Annotated in this window: 12 protein-coding genes; 6 read left to right on the top strand and 6 right to left on the bottom strand. The window is 73.2% G+C overall.

The window, feature by feature from the left end:
- Positions 1-261: 261 nt before the first annotated feature.
- A complete protein-coding gene (locus ACFVQ3_RS15735; RefSeq protein WP_387640885.1) occupies positions 262-2625 on the bottom strand; it encodes a sulfatase-like hydrolase/transferase in 2364 nt (787 codons plus the stop codon).
- Positions 2626-2764: 139 nt separating this feature from the next.
- Here ACFVQ3_RS15735 and ACFVQ3_RS15730 point away from each other — a divergent pair, with 139 nt between their 5' ends.
- Complete coding sequence (locus ACFVQ3_RS15730; protein WP_387640883.1) at positions 2765-5020, top strand: LuxR C-terminal-related transcriptional regulator; 2256 nt, start codon at positions 2765-2767, stop codon at positions 5018-5020.
- 4 nt (positions 5021-5024) lie between these two features.
- Here ACFVQ3_RS15730 and ACFVQ3_RS15725 read toward each other — a convergent pair whose 3' ends face one another.
- Positions 5025-5372: a carboxymuconolactone decarboxylase family protein gene (locus ACFVQ3_RS15725; protein WP_387640880.1), complete on the bottom strand. Its 348-nt coding sequence runs from the start codon at positions 5370-5372 to the stop codon at positions 5025-5027.
- Between the two features lie 227 nt (positions 5373-5599).
- On the opposite strand from ACFVQ3_RS15725, the gene ACFVQ3_RS15720 reads away from it, so the two are divergent.
- The 3 genes from ACFVQ3_RS15720 to ACFVQ3_RS15710 are packed head-to-tail and all read left to right on the top strand — an operon-like array spanning position 5600 to position 6784.
- Positions 5600-6046: a DUF6325 family protein gene (locus ACFVQ3_RS15720; protein ID WP_387640878.1), complete on the top strand. Its 447-nt coding sequence runs from the start codon at positions 5600-5602 to the stop codon at positions 6044-6046.
- A 27-nt stretch (positions 6047-6073) separates the two neighbouring features.
- Complete coding sequence (locus tag ACFVQ3_RS15715; RefSeq protein ID WP_387640876.1) at positions 6074-6373, top strand: SHOCT domain-containing protein; 300 nt, start codon at positions 6074-6076, stop codon at positions 6371-6373.
- Between the two features lie 27 nt (positions 6374-6400).
- A complete protein-coding gene (locus tag ACFVQ3_RS15710) occupies positions 6401-6784 on the top strand; it encodes an SHOCT domain-containing protein (protein ID WP_387640873.1) in 384 nt (127 codons plus the stop codon).
- 108 nt (positions 6785-6892) lie between these two features.
- Here the strand turns inward: ACFVQ3_RS15710 and ACFVQ3_RS15705 are convergent, their stop codons facing one another.
- Both ACFVQ3_RS15705 and ACFVQ3_RS15700 read right to left on the bottom strand, forming a co-directional pair.
- Entirely contained in the window at positions 6893-10084 is a 3192-nt protein-coding gene (locus ACFVQ3_RS15705; RefSeq protein WP_387640870.1) for a bifunctional [glutamine synthetase] adenylyltransferase/[glutamine synthetase]-adenylyl-L-tyrosine phosphorylase, read from the bottom strand.
- Between the two features lie 40 nt (positions 10085-10124).
- Positions 10125-11462: a glutamine synthetase family protein gene (locus ACFVQ3_RS15700; RefSeq protein WP_387640868.1), complete on the bottom strand. Its 1338-nt coding sequence runs from the start codon at positions 11460-11462 to the stop codon at positions 10125-10127.
- 142 nt (positions 11463-11604) lie between these two features.
- On the opposite strand from ACFVQ3_RS15700, the gene ACFVQ3_RS15695 reads away from it, so the two are divergent.
- Together ACFVQ3_RS15695 and panB are read left to right on the top strand one after the other, a co-directional pair.
- Complete coding sequence (locus ACFVQ3_RS15695) at positions 11605-13329, top strand: NAD+ synthase (protein ID WP_387640865.1); 1725 nt, start codon at positions 11605-11607, stop codon at positions 13327-13329.
- A 102-nt stretch (positions 13330-13431) separates the two neighbouring features.
- Positions 13432-14274: a 3-methyl-2-oxobutanoate hydroxymethyltransferase gene (panB, locus tag ACFVQ3_RS15690; RefSeq protein ID WP_387640862.1), complete on the top strand. Its 843-nt coding sequence runs from the start codon at positions 13432-13434 to the stop codon at positions 14272-14274.
- 100 nt (positions 14275-14374) lie between these two features.
- Here the strand turns inward: panB and ACFVQ3_RS15685 are convergent, their stop codons facing one another.
- On the bottom strand, positions 14375-15289 hold the full coding sequence (locus tag ACFVQ3_RS15685) for an N-acetylmuramoyl-L-alanine amidase (protein WP_387640859.1): 915 nt from the start codon (positions 15287-15289) through the stop codon (positions 14375-14377).
- Positions 15286-15507, bottom strand: a complete 222-nt coding sequence (locus ACFVQ3_RS15680; RefSeq protein WP_377676772.1) for an SPOR domain-containing protein — start codon at positions 15505-15507, stop codon at positions 15286-15288. The genes ACFVQ3_RS15685 and ACFVQ3_RS15680 overlap by 4 nt, the downstream gene beginning before the upstream one ends.
- Between the last annotated feature and the right edge of the window lie 49 nt (positions 15508-15556).

The raw sequence follows: 15556 nt of genomic DNA, 5'->3' as shown, positions 1-15556 counted from the left end.
CCACCCCGCGCCAGGTGCGGCGGGGGCCGCCCTCCGCCGGCGGTCCCCCACCGAGGACCCGTCCCCCCGCGCCGCCGGCGGCCCGCCCCCTCGGGGGCGGGCCGCCGACGTCGCGCGTGCCGTGCGTCCCACGGGACCACCCCGCCCGACGGCGCCGCTCACCCAGGAGGTGGGCGGCGCCGTCGGGCCGTGGTCGTGGGACGGGACGCCGCGTGGACGGGACAGCGCGTGGGCCGGTCGACGGGTCGACGTGTCGACGTGTCACTGTCGCGCCATCGCGATCCGCAGGCGCTCGTCGGGGTCGATGTAGTGGTCGTGGTCGTCGTCGCCCAGGTCGATCCGGACCCAGCGGATCTTGCCCGTGAACCGGCTGGTGCGGGGCGTGTAGTCGGGGCTGACGGGCGTCCCCGACTCGTAGCCGACGTCGGTCGTCTCGTCCGCGGAGAAGATCATCGGCTGGGTCGCGCCCACCCGACCGTCCCCGACGGCCTCACCGTCGTAGAACAGGGTCACGTCGCCGCCCTTGGCGAGGCCGCCGCCGTCGTACGCGAACTCCATGCGGACCTGGTGCGTGCCGGGAGGCACCGGGCGGTCGGCGGTCACCGCGAACTCCTGGATCCCGAGGACGTTGTAGACGAACCGAGCCCGCCCGTCCTTGACGTAGACGCTCCACCCGCCGAACCTGCCGCCCTGCGCGATGACGACCCCGTCGGCGCCGGACGCCGGGACCTCGACCTCGGCGGTCACCGAGAACGACGTGTTCTTGACGTTGAGCACGCTGTTCTCCGAGAGCCTGCCCATGCCCGCGAAGAACTGCTGGGACCTGCCGTGGACGAGGGTCGGGCGGCCCGCGAGCGTCGGGTTCAGGCGTTCCGCCCCCCGGTCGTCGAGCGGCAGGGCACCGTGCTTGGTCGCCTCGATCAGCCACAGGCGCTGGAGCAGGTGCAGCCTGTCCGGGTGCTCCGCGGACAGGTCGTGCGCCTGGGAGTAGTCGGCGCTGCCGTCGTAGAGCTCCCACACGTCGTCGTCGAACGCGATGGTGTCGCCGACCAGGATCCAGGGCGTGCGGTGCTTGGTGACCGCGCTCCAGCCCTTGAAGTAGACACCGCGGTTGCCGAACATCTCGAAGTACTGGAGGTCGTGGCGCTCGGGCTCGTCGGCGCTCGCGAACGAGTAGAGCATGCTCGTGCCCTCCATGGGTGACTGGAGGACGCCGTTGACCATGGTCGGCTCGGGCAGGCCTGCGGCCTCGAGCACCGTGGGGGCCACGTCGATGCAGTGGGTGAACTGGGTCCGCAGGCCGCCCTTCTCGGCGATCCCTCTGGGCCAGTGCACGATCGTGCCGTTGCGGGTCCCGCCCCAGTGCGAGGCGACCTGCTTCGTCCACTGGAAGGGCGTGTCCATGGCGTGGGCCCACCCGACCGCGTAGTGGTTGTACGACGAGGGCGACCCGAGCTCGTCGAGCTTCGACCGCAGGAACTCCGGCGTCTCGAGCGCCGCCATGCCGTTGAAGTTCGCCATCTCGTTGAACGCCCCGTTGATGGTTCCCTCGGCCGACGCCCCGTTGTCCCCGATGATGTAGAAGATCAACGTGTCGTCGAGGATCCCGAGGTCGTCGATCGCGTCGATCACGCGCCCCACGTGGTGGTCGGTGTGCTCCAGGAACCCCGCGTAGACCTCCATCTGCCGTGCGAGCACCGGCTTGAGCTCGTCGGGCATGGCGTCCCACGCGGGGATCTCCTCGTGCCGGCGGGTCAGCTCGGCCTCGGCCGGGACGACACCGAGCTCCTTCTGTCGCGCCAACGACCGCTCGCGCAGCGCGTCCCAGCCGTCGTCGAACTCCCCCGCGTACCGGTCAGCCCACTCCTTCGGGACGTGGTGCGGCGCGTGCGTCGCACCGGGTGCGAGGTACGCGAAGAACGGCTTGTCGGGCATGAGCGCCTTCTGGGTCCGGATCCACCCGATCGCGCGGTCCGCGAGGTCCTCGGTCAGGTGGTACCCCTCCTCGGGCGTCGCCGGGGGCTCGACGGGCGTCGTCCCGTCGTAGAGCGCCGGGTCCCACTGGTTGTTCTCCCCGCCGATGAACCCGTAGAACGTCTCGAAGCCGCCGCCGCCCGTCGGCCAGGCGTCGAACGGCCCCAGCGGCGACGACTGCCAGACCGGCACCTCGTGGCACTTGCCGAACTGGGCGGTCGAGTACCCGTTGAGCCTGAGCGTCAGCGCGAGCGGGGCCTTGGTGTTGGGCTTGAGCGAGCTGTTCCCGGGCGCCGAGGTCGCGGTCTCGGTGATGCTGCCCATGCCCACCGAGTGGTGGTTCCGCCCGCTGAGCATCGCGGCCCTCGTCGGCGCGCACAGCGCCGTGGTGTGGAACCGGTTGTAGCGCAGACCGCCCGCGGCGAGGCGTTCGGCGTTCGGCGTCCGGCACGGGCCGCCGAACGCGCTCGACGCCCCGAACCCCACGTCGTCGAGCAGCACGATCAGGACGTTCGGGGCCCCCTCGGGCGGGAGCAGCGGCTCGATCGGCGGGAACGACGTGTCCGGGTCCTTCGCGTCGTAGGTCGTGAGCCCGGGAGCCGGTCGGTCCGGGACGGGAAGCATCGTGCGGGCGTGCTGGTCGGGACGCATGAGGGACTCCGCTCGATCTGACGGCGAGGCATGGATGCGTGCCACGCTAGGGACGGCTCCGTCGAGGGCGCATCCCCCAGACCGCGTGATCCCCCGGTTCCCCGGGCGCCTCGGGGGGCCCCGTCCTATCGTGAAAGGCGTGAACGGAGAGCCGTGGACGGCGCCGACGACCGTGGGGCTCGACAGCCAGCTCCTCGACGCCAAGTTCACCGTGCCCCGGACGGGGGCGCCGGTCGTGAGCCGGGCGGCCCTGATCGACGCGGCGCGCGCGAGCGGTCGCCGGGTCGTCGGCGTCACCGCTCCCCCGGGGTACGGCAAGTCCACGCTCCTCGCCGAGTGGGCGGCGAGCGACCCGAGGACCGTCGTGTGGGTCACGCTCGACCGGTTCGACGACGCCCCCCTGCCCCTGCTGTCGGTGCTGGCCGCCGGCCTCGCCCGCCACGGGATCGGGCTGCCGGACCTCGGTGCGGACATGGTCGGTCCCGACGCCTCGCTGCTGGGGCGGGCGGCCCCCCACCTGGCCTCGGTCCTGCGGGCGAGCTCCGACGACTTCGTCCTGGTGCTCGACGACCTGCACGAGGTGAGGTCCGCGGCCTGCCACGACGTGCTGGGCGTCGTGGTCGCGGGCATCCCCCACGGGTCGCAGCTCGTCGCCGCGAGCCGCGACGAGCAGCCCCACCTGGCGCGCCTGCGTGCGATGGACGAGACCGTCGAGCTCGGGGCGCGCGAGCTCGCGCTCGACGCCGAGGGCACCACCCGGGTGTTCGCCGCGTCGGACGTGCCCCTCGCGCCCGACGCGGCGGCCGCGGTCCGGGCGCGGACGGAGGGCTGGCCCGTGGGGGTGCACCTCGCGGCGCTCGTCGCACGCGACGCCGGCGACGGGTCCGACGCCGCGGCCGTCACGGGCACGGACCGGTACGTCGCGGACTATCTCCAGCGGGAGACGCTCCGACGGCTGCCCGACGAGACGAGGCAGTTCCTGCGCCGCACCGCGATCCTCGACGACCTCAGCGCACCCCTGTGCGACGCCGTCCTCGGAGAGACCTCGTCGCTGCGGCACCTGCGCGAGCTCGAGTCCGCGCACCTCTTCCTCGTGCCTCTCGACCGGCACCGCCGCTGGTTCCGCTACCACGCCCTGTTCCGCGAGCTGCTCCTCGACGACCTGCTGACGACGGAGCCCGGGCTCGCCGACGACCTCCGGGTCCGGGCGGCCGACTGGTACGAGGAGAACGGCTCGCCGACGCGCGCCGTCGAGCAGCTCCTCGCGACGGGTGAGCGCGACCGTGCCGTCAGGCTCGTCACCCGGATCGTCATGTCGCTCTTCCAGGGGGGCCAGATCTCCACGATCGACCGGTGGTTGAGCGTCCTGGGCGACGAGGCGATCCGCAGCCACCCGCCGCTCATGGTGCTCGCCGGCTACGTCGCGGTGTACGAGGGACGCGCGGGGGCGGCCGAGCACTGGGGAGCCGTCGCGGACGCGGCCACGTTCAGCGGCGCCCCCGGGGACGGGTCGGCCTCGTTCGACTCGGCGCGCGCCATGTACCGGGCCCTGCGGTGCCCGGACGGGCCGCAACGCATGCTCGACGACGCCGGGCTGGCCCTCGCGGCCGAGCCCGAGTGGAGCTCGTGGCGCGACACCGCGCTCGTGCTGAGCGGTGACGCGCTCCGCCTGAGCGGCGACGACGAGTCGGCCGTCCGGCACCTCGAGCTCGGGGTCGAGGCCGCGAGCGCCCTCGGCGACGTGGACATGCTCGTCTACGCCGAGGCGCAGCTCGCCGACCTCGACATGGACCGCGGCCGGTGGGTGGGCGCCAGGGCCAGGGTCCGGCGGATCCTGGCCGCCGTCGAGGACCACCGGATGGACGACTACCCCACGAGCGCACTCGGCTTCGCGGTGGCCGCGCACCTGGCCCACCACGACCGCGACCCCGCCCTGACGAACGACCTCCTGACCCGCGGGATGCGCACCAGGACGTTCTGCACGTACGCGTTCCCGACGCTCGCCGTGCGTGTTCGTCTACGGCTCGCGCGGACGAGCTGGGCGACGGCGGACGTCGCCGCGGTCCGTCACCTCCTGCGCGAGATCGACGACATCTCGCTCCGACGGCCCTCTCTCGGCGTGCTGGCCGACGAGGTCGCGGACCTGCGCAAGTCCTTCGACGCGGCCGAGCACGCGAGCACCGCGGTAGGCCCCGGCCCTCCGCTCACGCCCGCGGAGCTGCGGCTCCTGCCCTATCTCCAGACCCACCTCACGATCCGGGAGATCGGCGAGCGCCTCTTCGTGTCACGGAACACCGCCAGCTCGGAGATCGGTTCGATCTACCGCAAGCTGGGTGTCTCGAGCCGGAGCGAGGCCGTGGAGCGCGCGGTCGACAGGGGGCTGCTGGGCGCGTGATCCCTCATCCCGGTTCGCGCGCGTCGAACGGGTCGTAGCCGAGCGCGAGCGCGAGCTTGGGGGCCGCGGCCACGACGGCCGGCAGCCCGACGATGGGGATGGTCGCGGCGAGCACGTCGACGATCTCCGCCGTCGTGGCTCCCGCCGTCACCGCTTCGTCGACCTCGCTGCCGTAGGTCGGCTCGGCCCCGCCGACCGCGACGAGCGCGGCGAGCCGGATCAGCGCGAGCGTCTTGGGCTCGAGGACGGTGGACTCGAGCTCCAGGTCCTCCTCGAGGCGTGCGTCGTTGATCGCGAAGCGCCGAAGCCGGTCGGTGTAGTCCACGGTCTGCCCCTCCTCTCGCTCCGTCACGTCCTCCCATTGCCGCACGCCCGCTGCGGGCCCGCATCACCCCGATCACATGATCCGGGTCCGCGGTCCCTCGACGGTGCGCCCAAGTTCATGCGGTCTGCATGACGACACCGACCGCCGGGCGCCGGATGCTGGGCGGGAGCGACACGACTCGTGCGACCTCTCCCCGCGCGGGGCGCCCCTGACGTCCAGGGGCGAGAGGTCCCGGAGGAGAGGACCGACGACCCATGACCCAGGACCCGAGCGACCTGCAGGACACCGGACCCATCGACTACCTCGTCGTCGAGTTCGCGTCCGACGCCATGACGGGCGAGGCCTTCCCTCTGCTCGTCGACCTCGTCGACCAGGGGATCGTCCGTGTCCTCGACCTGCTCGTGCTGCGCAAGGAGGACGACGGCAGCGTGACGGGCGTCGAGCTCGACGAGCTCGCCGACGGATCGACGGGCCTCGAGATCTTCGCGGGGGCCTCGTCGGGGCTCCTGGGGCACGAGGACCTGATCGAGGCCGCCGAGGCGGTCGAGCCCGGGAGGACGGCGGCCGTCCTCGTGTACGAGAACGTGTGGGCCGCCCCCTTCGCGTCCGCGCTGCGTCGCGGCGGCGCCCAGCTCGTCGCGAGCGGGCGCATCCCCGTGCAGGCGCTGCTCGCCGCGCTCGAGGCCGCCGAGAACGCCTGACCCACGTCCCGACAGAGGAGGAACACCATGCCCGGACTCATCCGAGGCGTCGCGCGCACCGCCGTCGTCGCCGGAACCGCGACCGCCGTCTCCAACCGCGTCTCCCGCCGTCAGGCCGGCCGCTGGGCCGCCCAGGAGGAACCGCCGCAGCAGCAGGCGCCGCAGCCGACGTACGCGGCACCACCACCGGCCCCCGCCCCCGCGCCCGCCTCCGCCGGGATGGACGCCAAGATCGCCCAGCTCACGCAGCTCGCCGCGCTGCGCGACCAGGGAGTGCTGAGCCCCGCCGAGTTCGAGACGCAGAAGGCTCAGATCCTCGCCGGTTGACCGGCACCCACCTGAGGAGGAGTTCGCATGGACAGCTTCATGGACTGGTTCTGGCTGATGGTCTGGTGGTTCTTCTTCTTCATGTACCTGATGATCCTTTTCAGGATCCTCGCCGACCTCTTCCGCGACCACGAGCTCAACGGCTGGTGGAAGGCGGTGTGGGTCGTCGCGCTCATCGTCGTCCCGTTCCTCTCGGCGCTGGTCTACATCATCGCCCGCGGCCGGGGGATGGCCGAGCGGCAGATGCAGGACATGTCGCAGGCCAAGGTGCAGACGGACGCCTACATCCGAGGGGTCGCAGGCGCCGACTCCTCCCCGGTCACGCAGATCGCCGACGCGAAGGCCCTGCTCGACTCGGGCGTGATCGACGAGAACGAGTTCGCCACGCTCAAGGCGAAGGCCCTGGCCTGAGGGTTCGGGTGGCACCGCACCCGGCCGCAGGTCCGGCGCAGCCGACCAGACGGCCCCCGCCGGACCGTGGGAGCGACGACTCCCACGGTCCGGTGTCGTCGGTCCGCCTCAGTCCTCGCCGTAGAACACGCGCTCCATGACGGCGCGGGCCCGGCGCGCGGTCCGCAGGTAGCGCTCCTCGAGCTCGGCCCCGGACTCCTCGTCGCCGATGACGCGCGCCAGCCCGGACAACGAACGGATCTCGTGCGGCAGGACGTCGGCCGTCGGGCCGCCCGACCGCCCGGACCACAGCACGAGCGCGCTGCGCAACCGCGACGCGAGGTGCCACGACTCCCCCAGGGTCGCGGCGTCGTCGGGCGTGACGATGCCCGCGGCAGCCGCGGCCTCGAGCGCGTCGACGGTCGACGTCGTCCGCAGGCCCGCGACCTCGTGGGCGTGCTGGAGCTGCAGGAGCTGGACCGTCCACTCGACGTCCGAGACCCCGCCCCGGCCGAGCTTGAGGTGACGCGACGGGTCGACGCCGCGCGGCAGCCGCTCCGACTCGACGCGCGCCTTGATGCGTCGCACCTCGCGCACCGTCGCGGGGTCGAGCCCGCCCGCCGGGTAGCGCAACGGGTCGACGAGCGCCACGAACCTCTCGCCGAGCCCCGCGTCCCCCGCGGCGGGGCGTGCGCGCAGCAGCGCCTGGGACTCCCACGCGGCCGACCAGCGGTCGTAGTACTCGGCGTAGGACTCGAACGAGCGCACGAGGGGACCGTTGCGCCCCTCAGGACGCAGGTCCGCGTCGACGGGCAGCCCGGGCTCGGGTCCCATGTCGCCCAGCAGGGAGCGCAGCCGCGTCGCGACGACGAGCGCGAACGCCTGCGCGTCACGGTCGCTCGCGCCCTGCGCGGGCTCGTGGACGAACATGACGTCGGCGTCCGAGCCGTAACCCATCTCCCGCCCGCCGAGGCGGCCCATCGCGATGATCGCGAACCGCGCCGGGTCGTCGGCCGGGCCCTCGACACCGAGCTCGCCCCGGGCGACGAACTGCGCGACCCGCAGACCGCCCACGAGGGCGAGGTCGGCCGCGTCGGAGATCGCCCGTGCGGCGTCGACCGGGTCGACGACGCCCAGGATCTCCGCGGCCCCGGTACGAGCGAGCTCGCGCCGGCGCACGGCCCGCAGCGCGGTGGCGGCCGGGGCCGCGACGTCGGCACGCGTCAGGATCGCGTCGGCCTCCTTCGCGAGGCGCTCGGCCCCGCGCGGGGCGAGGTCCGCGTCGTCGGCGAGCCAGGCCACCGACTCGGGCGAGCGGGACAGCGCGTCGGCCATGTACCGCGAGCTCGAGAGCAGGGTCGCGAGCCGGTACGCGGCCGAGCCCGAGTCCCGCAGCAGCTTGAGGTACCAGTGCGTCGAGCCGAGCTCCTCGGACAGCTTGCGGAAGTTGAGCAGCCCCGCGTCGGGGTCCGCACCCTCGGCGAACCACCCGAGCATGACGGGCAGGAGCTGACGCTGGATCGCGGCCCGACGGCTCACCCCCTCGGTCAGGGCGAGCACGTGCCGCATCGCGCCCGCGGGGTCCCGGTAGCCGATCGCCTGGAAGCGCGCCTTGGCGGCCTCGGGGGCCAGGCTCGCCTCCTCCGTCGAGAGCTGGGCCGTGGCCGGGAGCAGGGGCCGGTAGAAGAGCTCCTCGTGCAGCGCGCGCACCTCGCGGCGGGTTGAGCGCCACCGGTCGAGCAGGCCTTCGGCGCCCTCGGCGCGCATGCCCAACGACCGTGCCAGACGGCGCAGGTCGTCCTCGCCCGTCGGCACCAGGTGCGTGCGACGCAGCCGGAAGAGCTGGATGCGGTGCTCGAGCGAGCGCAGGAAGCGGTAGCAGACCGCGAGGCGCGCGGCGTGCTCGCGCCCGACGTAGCCGCCCGCCGCCAGTGCCGCGAGCGCCGTGAGGGTGCTGGGGCTGCGGATCGAGTCGTCGGCCCGGCCGTGCACGAGCTGCAGGAGCTGGACCGTGAACTCGACGTCGCGCAGGCCTCCCTTGCCGAGCTTGAGCTGGCGGTCGGCCTCCGCGGCGGGCACGTGGTCCTCGACGCGGCGGCGCATCGCCTGGGAGTCCTCGACGAAGTTCTCGCGTGTCACGGCCGACCACACGAACGGGTTGATCGCGTCGTGGTACGCGGCCCCGAGCTCGCGGTCGCCCGCGACCAGGCGCGCCTTGAGCAGCGCCTGGAACTCCCACGTCTTGGCCCAGCGCTCGTAGTACGCGAGGTGGCTCGCGAGCGTGCGCACGAGCGGGCCGTTCTTGCCCTCGGGGCGCAGCGCCGCGTCGACGGGCCACAACGCCGGCTCCGACGACGTCCCCTGGCAGGCCCGCGCGAGGCCCGTCGCGAGCCGCGCGCCGACGCTCGTCGCGTACGCCTCGTCGTACCCGTCGGCAGGCTCGGCCACGTAGACCACGTCGACGTCCGAGACGTAGTTGAGCTCGCGGCCGCCGCACTTGCCCATGCCCATGACCGCGAGCCGGACGCCCGCCCCGTGGTCGTCGAGCTCGGAGCGTGCGATCGCGAGCGAGGCCTCGAGGGCGGCGGCCGCGAGGTCCGCGAGCGCCGCGGCCACGGCCGGGAGCCGCGTGAGAGGTTCACGCGACGTGAGGTCGGTCGCGGCGATGCGCAGGAGACCGGACCGGTAGGCGCGGCGCATCGCGTCGGTCGCGACCGGCGCGGGCAGCGCTGCGACGGGCTGGTGGGCCTCGGGGTCGGCCTCGACCGCGCGCAGCAGCTCGGCCCGGACGGCGCCCGCGTCGACGCCCGTCCCGGACGCAGGGTCGGCGACGACGGCCAGCAGGTCCGGGTGCGACACCAGCTCGTCCCCCAGGGCGACCGACGCGCCGAGCACCGCGAGCAGGCGGTCGCGGCCCGAGGGGACGGGCGCCCCGGTCACGCCGGACGTGCCGGAGGTACCGACGCCGGTCCCCTCGTCGTCGCCACCCCCTGCGGGCTCCGTCGCCGCTCGTTCACCGGCTCCCGCGAGCAGGTCGTGGAAGGTCCGGCACGACGCCTCGTCCCCGGCCACCGCGGAGGACAGCCGCGCGAGCTGGAGCAGCGCCAGGTCGGGGTCCGCGGTCGTGCCGAGCGCGACGAGCACGTCCTCGGACAGCGGCCCGACGACCCCCACGAGGTCCTTGTCGTCGAGCAGCGACGCCGAGCGGGTCACGTCGGCGAACCCGAGCCGGCGCAGGCGCGAGCTCAGGGTGGGGCGGCGCGACCCGTTCGGGGCGCCGATGCGCCCGAGGGGCGTGACGTCGTCGGGCCCCGAGGTCATGACGACCACCGGGACCCGACCGACCGACCGGAGGACTGGCTCACAGGACCTGGAGGAACCGCTTCAGCTCGAACGGCGTGACCTGCGACCGGTAGGCGTCCCACTCCTGGCGCTTGTTGCGCAGCACGAAGTCGAACACGTGCTCGCCCAGGGTCTCGGCGACGAGCTCGGACGTCTCCATGATCTGGATCGCGGCGTCGAGCGACTGCGGCAGCGGCTTGATACCGAGCGCGCGACGCTCGGCGTCGGTCAGCTCCCACACGTCGTCCTCGGTCGCCTCGGGGAGCTCGTAGCCCTCGTCGATGCCCTTGAGACCCGCCGCGAGGATCACCGCGTACGCGAGGTACGGGTTGGTCGCGGAGTCCAGCGCGCGGTACTCGATGCGGCTCGAGTTGCCCTTGCCCGGCTTGTACATGGGCACGCGCACGAGCGCCGAGCGGTTGTTGTGGCCCCAGCACACGTAGCTCGGGGCCTCGGCCCCGCCCCACAGGCGCTTGTACGAGTTGACGTACTGGTTCGTGATCGCGGTGATCTCCGCGGCGTGCACGAGCAGACCCGCGATGAACGAGCGCGCCGTCTTCGAGAGCTCGTACTGCGCACCCGGCTCGTGGAACGCGTTGCGGTCGCCCTCGAACAGCGACAGGTGCGTGTGCATGCCCGAGCCCGGCTGGTCCGCCATGGGCTTGGGCATGAACGACGCGAAGACCCCCTGCTCCAGGGCGACCTCCTTGACGACCGTGCGGAACGTCATGAGGTTGTCGGCCGTCGTCAGGGCGTCGGCGTAGCGCAGGTCGATCTCGTTCTGGCCGGGGCCCGCCTCGTGGTGGGAGAACTCGACCGAGATGCCCATCGACTCGAGCATCGTGATCGCGGCGCGCCGGAAGTCGTGCGTCGACCCCCTGGCCAGGTGGTCGAAGTACCCGCCCTGGTCGACCGGGACGAGCGGCGCCGAGGCGTCGGCCGGGTGGTTGAAGAGGTAGAACTCGACCTCTGGGTGCGTGTAGAACGTGAAGCCCCTGTCGCTCGCCTTCGCGAGCGCGCGCTTGAGCACGTTGCGCGAGTCCGCGAGCGACGGCTCACCGTCCGGGGTGAGGATGTCGCAGAACATCCTCGCGGTCCCGTGCCGCTCCCCGCGCCACGGGAGCACCTGGAACGTGGTGGGGTCGGGGCGCGCGATCATGTCGGCCTCGTAGACACGAGTGAGGCCCTCGATCGAGCTGCCGTCGAAGCCGATGCCCTCCGCGAACGCGGACTCGAGCTCCGCGGGAGCCACGGCGACCGACTTGAGCATCCCCAGCACGTCGGTGAACCAGAGACGGATGAAGCGGATGTCGCGCTCCTCGACCGTGCGGAGCACGAACTCCTGCTGCCTGTCCATGGGCTACATCCTGCCTGAAGAGTGTGACGAGCGGGTTACGTCGCGTCCTGACGCGGCCGACGTGTCACCAGCGTGCCACGACCAGGGGCGGGTCGGGGTGCGGATGGGCACCTGACCGGCGGGTTCGCATAGGCTGGCAGGCATGGCAGACCTGCGGATCGCCCTCGCACAGATCGACACGTGCGTGGGAGCGATCGACCAGAACACGGCGGCGATCCTCGAGTGGACCAGGCGTGCGGCCGGCGAGGGCGCCGACCTCGTGGCCTTCCCGGAGATGACCCTCACGGGATACCCGATCGAGGACCTCGCGCTGCGGGCCTCGTTCCGCCGCGCGGCCTGGGACGCGGCAGCCGACGTCGCCGCCCAGCTCGAGCGCGAGGGTCTCGGTCACGTGACGGTCGTCCTGGGCACCGTGGGCACCTCCGAGACCGCGCTCCCCCGCGGTGCGGGCGCCACCGAGCGCGAGGCGTCGGGCTCTCCCGCCGACCTCCCGACCAACCGTGCGGTCGCCATCCAGCACGGGAAGGTCGTCGCGTCCTACGACAAGCACCACCTGCCGAACTACGGCGTGTTCGACGAGTTCCGCATCTTCGCGCCCGGCACCGAGCCCCTCGTCCTGGAGATCGCGGGCCGCTCGGTGGGCATCGTGATCTGCGAGGACATCTGGCAGGACGGCGGCCCCGTCGCGACCCTGGGTGCGCTCGACGAGGCCGGGCACGGGATCGACCTGCTCCTCGTGCTCAACGGCTCCCCCTACGAGGAGGGCAAAGGGCACGTGCGCACCGACCTCGCCGCGCGCAGGGCGCGCGAGGTCGACGCCCCGGTCGCGTACGTCAACATGGTCGGCGGCCAGGACGACCTCGTGTTCGACGGCGGGTCGTTCGTCGTCGGAGCCGACGGCACGGTCCTCACCTCCGCGCCGCAGTTCGTCGAGGACCTGCTGGTCTGGGACCTGCCCGAGCGGACGTCGTCCACGACCACCTACCCCACGGGCCGCGTCGCTCCCCCGCTGCACCCCGACGAGGAGGTGTACCGGGCGTGCGTCACGGGCCTGGCCGGGTACGTGCGCAAGAACGGCTTCCGGTCGATCGTCCTGGGACTGTCGGGCGGGATCGACTCGGCCCTGTCCGCGACGATCGCGGCCGACGCGATCGGCGGACAGAACGTCGTGGGCGTCTCGATGCCCTCGACGTACTCGTCGGAGCACAGCAAGGACGACGCGGCCGACCTCGCCAAGCGGCTCGGCGCGGACTACCGGGTGCAGCCCATCGCGCCCATGGTCGACGCCTTCCAGGGCGAGCTCGCGCTCGAGGGCGTCGCGGAGGAGAACCTCCAGGCGCGCGTGCGCGGCGTGCTCCTCATGGCGATCTCCAACCGCGAGGGCCACCTCGTCATCGCGCCCGGCAACAAGTCCGAGCTCGCCGTCGGGTACGCGACCATCTACGACGCGGGCAGCATCGGCGGGTACGCCCCGCTCAAGGACGTCGACAAGTCACGCGTGTGGGCCCTCGCCCGCTGGCGCAACAACGCCGCTCTCGACGCGGGCGACCTCCCCCCGATCCCCGAGTCCTCGATCACGAAGCCGCCCTCGGCCGAGCTGCGCCCCGGCCAGACCGACCAGGACTCGCTGCCGCCCTACGACCTGCTCGACGAGGTCCTCGACGCGTACATCGAGCACGCCGAGGGACGCGCCGAGCTGCTCGCGCGCGGGTTCGACCCCGAGGTCGTCGACAAGGTCGTGACGCTCGTCGACCGCGCCGAGTGGAAGCGACGCCAGTACCCGCTCGGCCCCAAGGTCACGTCGTTGGCCTTCGGACGCGACCGGCGCCTGCCCGTCACGTCCCGCTGGCGTGAGCCGGCCGAGTAGTCCGCCCGGCCTGTACCGCGCCCGTCGCACACCGACCATCCGCTTCCCGAACGACCGGCCCACCGACCACCGACGGGCCGCACGACCTGGAGAGACGAGAGCATGTCCGCACACACCCAGCCCGGCCAGACCCCGGCCACGCCCGTCAAGCGCTTCCGCGTCCACCACCTCGCGGAGGCCAAGGCGCGGCACGAGAAGCTGACCATGCTCACCGCGTACGACGCGGTGACCGCCCGCATCTTCGACGAGGCGGGCATCGACATGCTTCTCGTCGGGGACTCGATCGGGAACACCATGCACGGTCACCAGACCACGCTGCCCGTCACGGTCGACGACATGATCCCGGCCGCGCGCGGCGTCGCCCGGGCCGCCCGTCGCGCGCTCGTGATCGTCGACCTGCCGTTCGGGTCGTACGAGGCCGGGCCCGAGCAGGCCCTCGCGACCGGCGTGCGCATCATGAAGGAGACCGGCGCGCACGCGGTCAAGCTCGAGGGCGGCCGCCGCTCGGCCGCGCAGATCCGTGCGCTGACCGACGCGGGCATCCCCGTCGTCGCGCACCTGGGCTTCACGCCCCAGTCGGAGAACATCCTGGGCGGGCCGCGCGTGCAGGGCCGCGGGGACGACGCCGCCGAGCGCCTGTGCGAGGACGCCGTCGCCGTGACCGACGCGGGCGCCGTGGCCGTGGTCCTCGAGATGGTCCCCGTCGAGGTCGCCGCGCGCGTCACCGAGATCGTGCGCATCCCGACCATCGGCATCGGGGCGGGTCCCGTGTGCGACGGCCAGGTCCTCGTCTGGACCGACCTCGCGGGCATGACCGAGTGGTCGCCCCGCTTCGCCAAGCGGTTCGCGGAGATCGGCGCAGCCCTGGGCCGGGCCGCGCAGGACTACGCGGCCGAGGTCAAGGGCGGGACGTTCCCGGACGCCGCGCACAGCTTCGAGAAGTAGCCCGCCCCCGCCCGACGTCGTCGCGCGCCCCGGGTGCCCTGGTGCACCCGGGTGCGTGGCGCCGTCGGGCGTCCTCGGTCCAGGGACCGGGCACGACGCCTCACGCCGCGCCCTCGACCCATGCGACGACCCCCGCCGTCACCGCGTCGGCGTACCGCTGACGGCCCTCGTCGCTCGTCATGACCGCCGCTTCCTCGGCGTTGCGCATCTCTCCCAGCTCGAGCAGCACCGCGGGGCGCTCGGCGAGGTTGAGCGTCGCGAGGTCGGCACGGCGCGAGACCCCGTCCGGGAACAGCGACGAGGGCGCGAAGCCCGCGACGGACAGCGCCTCGACCATGTCCCCGGCCAGGGACTCGCTCGCGGCAGCGTTCGCCTCCCGCTCCCCGGGATCCTGCTCGACCACGGGCGGGGGGTCGGCGACGATCACGAAGAACCCCCGGGCCGACCGGTCGTCCGACCCGTTGGCGTGCACCGACACGAGGACGTCCGCCCCCACCTCCTGGGCGAACGCACCGCGCACGTCGACGCACGGGCCCACGCCCGCGTCGTCGGGGCGTGTGAGCACGACGCGAGCCCCCAACGCCTCGAGCGAGGCAGCGGTGCGCTCCACGACGTCCCACGCGAACGCGTGCTCCGGGTAGCCGTCGTCGGTCGACGTCCCCGTCGTGTTGCACGCCTTGGTCCCGCCCCGCCCGTCCGGGACCAGAGCCCCGATCTCGCGCGGGGCGCCGGCGTTGCCGCCGTTGTGCCCCGGGTCGAGCGCGACCGTGAGGCCGGCGAGCGTGGCAGCGCCAGACGCTGCCGCCGCTGCCGACGGCCCCTCGGACCCCGCCGGGGCGGGCGGCGACGACCTGGACGCGCCCGGGGTGAGCGCCGCCGTCAGGCTCGCCGAGGAGCCCGGACGGGCGTCACCGCTGCCGAACGCGAGCCACGACAGCCAGCCCACCGTCAGGCCTGCCAGCAGGACCGCGAGGACCGCGACCCACCGGCCTGCCCGTCCGGTGGGAGGAGTCACCGGTCCTGCTCGCGCTCGCGCTCCTCCTCGTCCCACGCCTCGGAGCGGGCGCGCGCCAGCTCGAGCGCCTTGGCCGCCGCCTCACGCGTCGGGTACGGCCCCATGCGCGACGACCACGTCGACTGCGGGCCCTTCGACACCTCGCCCGTGCGCGTGTCGAAGTAGTACTGGTCTTCGCTCGCCGGGTCACCGTCGTCGGAGAATCGTTCCTTGGTCATAGGACGATCCTGCCGTACCGACGCGCCCTCGCGCGCGACAGGCGGGCGC

This window comes from Oerskovia sp. NPDC057915 (assembly GCF_042887685.1).
Lineage (GTDB): Bacteria > Actinomycetota > Actinomycetes > Actinomycetales > Cellulomonadaceae > Oerskovia.
This window is presented reverse-complemented; position numbering and strand designations above follow the sequence as displayed.

Bases quoted from the DNA above. Each gene is read 5' to 3' on its own strand.
- ACFVQ3_RS15735 (WP_387640885.1), bottom strand. From the start codon at position 2,625: ATGCGTCCCGACCAGCACGCCCGCACGATGCTTCCCGTCCCGGACCGA.
- ACFVQ3_RS15720 (WP_387640878.1), top strand. From the start codon at position 5,600: ATGACCCAGGACCCGAGCGACCTGCAGGACACCGGACCCATCGACTAC.
- ACFVQ3_RS15715 (WP_387640876.1), top strand. From the start codon at position 6,074: ATGCCCGGACTCATCCGAGGCGTCGCGCGCACCGCCGTCGTCGCCGGA.
- ACFVQ3_RS15710 (WP_387640873.1), top strand. From the start codon at position 6,401: ATGGACAGCTTCATGGACTGGTTCTGGCTGATGGTCTGGTGGTTCTTC.
- ACFVQ3_RS15705 (WP_387640870.1), bottom strand. From the start codon at position 10,084: ATGACCTCGGGGCCCGACGACGTCACGCCCCTCGGGCGCATCGGCGCC.
- ACFVQ3_RS15700 (WP_387640868.1), bottom strand. From the start codon at position 11,462: ATGGACAGGCAGCAGGAGTTCGTGCTCCGCACGGTCGAGGAGCGCGAC.
- ACFVQ3_RS15695 (WP_387640865.1), top strand. From the start codon at position 11,605: ATGGCAGACCTGCGGATCGCCCTCGCACAGATCGACACGTGCGTGGGA.
- panB (WP_387640862.1), top strand. From the start codon at position 13,432: ATGTCCGCACACACCCAGCCCGGCCAGACCCCGGCCACGCCCGTCAAG.
- ACFVQ3_RS15680 (WP_377676772.1), bottom strand. From the start codon at position 15,507: ATGACCAAGGAACGATTCTCCGACGACGGTGACCCGGCGAGCGAAGAC.